Below are 4,798 nucleotides of genomic sequence, written 5' to 3'. Positions count from 1 at the left end.
CGGAGCGTTAAAATGTATTGTAGTAATATATCTATACGAGAAGAGAGCGGCTATACAAAATATCAATAAATAGCCGGAATATCATGCGTAACTGCTATCACGAAATTAATGTGAGTGTTAATACCTAGGAGGAGTATAATAGACTGAGGAAAGTTAGATTTAAATGGCATCACGTATTCTATAGAGGATTTAACTTTCACAATGAATCTAAATATAAGAGGCAAGTATGAAAATAAAACTATCTACCCCCCCCTACAGGGTTTATAAATTATCCCCTTTAGCTTTAGCTCTATTCTGTTTTTCCGCCATATCCGCAGAATACTACGACTCAACCGTGCAAAATAATGTTTTAGGCGATCCTTCAGTACAAATCGGCTCGTCAGAACAGCGTTTGAGCATTGGCATTAATAACACATCTCCAAGCAAAAATATTAGCGTCAATACCAAAGCAAACGGCTCTATCAATGTTTTTGCCGCTACCCATGCGCTTCAAGTTGCATATCAAGGAACTAATGTTTCAGTAGGATCTGACAATACATCGGCATTGAATTTCAACGTTAGTTATGTCGACAAAAAAACAGATCCCGAAGCAGCAGTTATAACGGGCGTTAATGCATTATATGGGGCACATTTCAGCTTAAATGCTAAGAATATTACCATTGATGTAAACGGCGGTTCAGATGTGGAAGCTCGCGGTCTTTCAATCGGACAGGTTAAAGATGAATATGATACCGTATATGATACCGTTGCCACCATCGGATCGGCAAACACGGAAAATCTTACCATTAACGCCTACGGTAACAATATGTCCATGGGTGTTTTATCTTTAAGAGCTGATACCACTTTGCAGGCAAAGAACATTAGCATAAATACTAACGGCAGTTATGGTGTTTTGGTACAGAATAGCACTCAGGATGAAACGGCACCGGAGAGTACATCTAGACTGGTTATTAACGGTGACAATACTGTAATTAACGCTAAGAACGGTGCCGGTCTGATGGCTTTCTCTAACGGATATTTGGAAGTAAACGGCAATCTGACCGTAAACGCGGTAAACGCCATCGATGCTCGCGGCTATGCCACAGTTAATGTTAATAAAGATAAAAACGCTACTGTTGTTTTAAACGGTGATATTGCTTTTGAAACCCCGGGCCCTAAAGCTAACAGCGGTGACATTATCGATGCTTACGTCAACGTCAATTTAGTCGGAGAGGATTCTTCATGGACCGGAAGCGTTTATAAACTCTACACAACCGAGCAGGCAGACAAAGAAAATTTGACCAAGGTCGAGAATTTTAAGTTGTCTCTGTCCGACGGTGCGCAATGGAACGCTAAGTTAGTCGATAAATCACAAGCTCCGAAAGGCGGGGTAATGGAAGCGGCCGCGGTTAACAATTTGGAGCTTAATAACGGTATCATCAATGCTAATGAAGGTACTAATCAGCAGATCAAAATTGATAATTTAACCGGCAGCGGCGGTCAGATTAATTTATTGGCAACTACCGACGGCGAAAAACTTGATTCTGCCTCGGTGTCAATCGGATCGGCTACTGAAAATACCAAATTAATCGTTGCCGCGCGCGGCATTACCGCGGATGACGTGACTGATGCGGATAAAGTTATGAGCTCTTTAAACGACAAGGTTACGTTCATTGATTCCGATGCCGCGGCTAATAAGCAGAACGTGATAGCTCAAGGTGATGTGATAGGCGCTATCACGCAGGACGTCAATGCCGCAGGTGAGGTTTCAGCCGTCACGGTTGCCGAAAATACCAAACTTGCTTCATTTAAAGCCGTGAATGCCGCGGCTATCTCCGCATGGCGTGATGAGGTGGCGTATACCAATCAGCATTTAGATTTTCTGCGCGATACCGCAGATCACCCCTACGGAGTTTGGGCTCAGGTTTACGGCGGTAAGAGCACCTTTGATGACGCGGACTTGGATTTGAACTCCACTACCGTTCAGGTCGGCTTTGATACGGTATTTAGCGGTTGGGTAACCGGTGTCGCCGCTTCTTATATGGAAGGGGATGCCGATATGAAAAACGGCTCGGCTGACGTTGACGGCTATACTTTCGCGCTGTATACCGAGCGCCGCTTTGACAACGGTTTCTTTGTCAACGGTATTGCCCGTTACGGACGCTTGTCAACGGATGCGTCAGTGGAGAACATGACGGCCTCGTATGATAATGATGCCTTCAGCATCGGCGCCAACGGCGGCTATCGTTTTACCTTCGCCAAATACGGCTTTATCGAGCCGTCAATCGGTTTGCAGTATGCCTTTGTTAAAGGCGATGATTTCACTTCAAGCAACGGCGTTAAGGTCGAGCAGGACGATTACAACGCCTTAATCGGCGATATCGGAGCGAGGATCGGTTTCAATTTTGCCGACAATATGGGCAAGCTCTACGCTCGCGCTTACGTAAATCATGATTTTGACGGTGATTTGGACGGTAGGGCGTATAACGAAAAAGCCTCAGCCGCAATGGGATCCGATTTGGGCGGTACCTGGGTAACTTATGGTATCGGAACTCAGATGAACTTTACCGATAATTTTACGGTGTTTGCCAACTTTGATCGCGCCAGCGGCAATGAGGTTGATACCGACTACATGTTAAATGCCGGATTGCGTTATACCTTCTAATAGACATAACGTAATTAACATTACAAAAGAGCAGGGCGGTGAACTCTGCTCTTTTAGTTTACAGCTACATCAATTAATAGTTTATAGGGTCTTAATGGGTATAAATATAATCGAGTAGGGGAGATCTAATGATCTGCCCCTCTCACACCACCCACCGTGCAGTTCATGCAGTGGGCGGTTCCGAAAGATCGCAGTCAATGAAGCCTGTTTCATAAGCTTCCTTGACGCTTAGCCAACCCCAGTTCTTGATGACCTCTTTTGTTATTACATAATTCGCATACAACGCTTTAGCCCATGTCTTCATTGAGCTGTGCGCTATTGCGTAGCAGAGTTCATCTTTGTTCCGTTTGAGTTTCTTCAGCTCTTCGTATTTGGTTCTGTTCTTTTTCCACATCTTTAAATAGATTTGACGTATTCTACGGCGTATCCATTTGTCAATGTCATTCATAGAACAATTTGCTATCCCCATACGGTAGTAGCCTACCCATCCCTTTAGAAAGGTATTAAACCGCTCTTTGGTGCTTTCCTCTCCCCGGGGTAACCTCCTGTCGGTAAGAATGCGGATTTTATCCTTTAGCTTCTTACGCGACTTGTTGTGTACCACCGGTACCCATCTTGTCTCCAAGTCATCTTCGATTCTTTTAAAACCGAAACCGAGAAACTTGGTTTCCTGCGACAGCATCCCTATTGAGGTCTTTTCCTTGTTTATTTGTAGAAAAAGCTTCTTCTCAATATACTTAGATATACTTTCGTAGATGCGGTGGGCTGCTCTTTCACTCTTGGCGAAAATTACGCAATCGTCGGCATAGCGACAGAATTTAACCCCTCGTTCGTCCAGTACTTTATCCATCTCATTTAGGAGGATATTTGCCAGTATCGGCGACATAGGACCTCCCTGCGGAGTTCCCATCTTCGGTTTTGTCGATTTGCCGTTCTCGATGATTTTCGCTCTGAGGAATTTATGAATAAGAGATATCACTCTTCCGTCTTTGATGCTCTCAGATAGTACTTGCAGCAGTTTGCTGTGATTTACCGTATCGAAGAATTTTGCCAAGTCCAAATCAATGACCCATACGTATCCTTGCTCGGCGTATTCGCAAACTCTTCTTACAGCATCCCGCGCCCCTCTGTCAGGTCTGAATCCGAAGCTGTTGTCGGAAAAGTACGGCTCGTAGGCTTCACTCAGTACTTGAGCCAGTGCCTGCTGCACCGTCCTGTCTACCACGGTTGGTATCCCCAACGGCCTTTTGTCACCATTGTCTTTGGGAATGTACACCCTTTTGATCGGCTGCGGTCTATAAGTACCGCTCATGACGGCTTTAGAAAGTTGATGAGGATGCTCCCTGAACCATTGCTCAAGCTCACTTACGGGTATTCCGTCAAAGCCTGCCGCGCCTCGGTTCTTGATGACTTGCGTCATCGCCGCCCTCATGTTGTGATATTCGAGTACGCTTTCTAAAGTTACCATCAATCTTCCTTTTACTCACGTCCTTTATCTTCCGACATCTTGAGCTCCTGTCTGTCGGTTAAGCTTGATTGCGCATCTTACCTTTCTGCAGTCAGGTTTCCTGTGTTTTCCGCCAATTCTTTTCCTAATGTTCAATGTGGTCATATTTCTTCGCCAGTTGATGCTTATCTTTTCACACAGGTAAATGGCGGAAATGCTATTTCTTTACCCTATGCCCAAAACTTCGGTTGGGGTGGTGAACTAAACTTACGTTACACTTTTGAAAAGCTTTTTGTAGATCCTTTTAACGGAGGATACCCTAAAGAAAGAGCAGAAGCAGAAAAATCAAATAAGAAAATTCTCGACCACGTCAAAAGTATTACTCACAGATCTCTGCTTGATATACTAAGCATGCTTGATAAAGAATTCATAAAAAGTACAATTGACGATCCAAAATTTGCTGATTTATTTTATCCTAACTGCCAAGATCAAAAAATTGCCGATTTTTTAAAAGCCCTTTAACAGTAAAGAATGTCATCTCCCTAAATTAAAGCCCGAAATTCGGGCTTTTTTATTATTTGATTTATAAAGAAAAATATAAAAACATAAAATTTATTAATTTTTTTAGTTGACAGGCAAAAAAGAGTATTTATAATAGGGCACACTTTCTGGACTTGGGGTTATAGCTCAGTTGGGAGAGCGCTTGC

3 protein-coding genes are annotated in these 4,798 nt (G+C 43.6%); 2 read left to right on the top strand and 1 reads right to left on the bottom strand.

From position 1 onward, the window contains the following. Positions 1-226: 226 nt before the first annotated feature. Entirely contained in the window at positions 227-2,644 is a 2,418-nt protein-coding gene (locus tag QZ019_RS09220; RefSeq protein ID WP_295484462.1) for an autotransporter domain-containing protein, read from the top strand. Between the two features lie 163 nt (positions 2,645-2,807). On the opposite strand, the gene ltrA is transcribed toward QZ019_RS09220, so the two are convergent. Continuing rightward, positions 2,808-4,112, bottom strand: coding sequence for a group II intron reverse transcriptase/maturase (gene ltrA / locus QZ019_RS09215; protein WP_295484459.1), 1,305 nt, complete (start codon positions 4,110-4,112; stop codon positions 2,808-2,810). A gap of 102 nt (positions 4,113-4,214) precedes the next feature. Here ltrA and QZ019_RS09210 point away from each other — a divergent pair, with 102 nt between their 5' ends. Beyond that, a complete protein-coding gene (locus QZ019_RS09210) occupies positions 4,215-4,613 on the top strand; it encodes an RpiB/LacA/LacB family sugar-phosphate isomerase (protein WP_295484457.1) in 399 nt (132 codons plus the stop codon). The last annotated feature ends 185 nt before the right edge of the window (positions 4,614-4,798 follow it).

Source organism: uncultured Succinatimonas sp. (assembly GCF_905203285.1).
GTDB lineage: Bacteria > Pseudomonadota > Gammaproteobacteria > Enterobacterales > Succinivibrionaceae > Succinatimonas.
The sequence above is the reverse complement of the archived record's forward strand: the minus strand, read 5'-3'. Positions and strand labels throughout refer to the sequence as shown.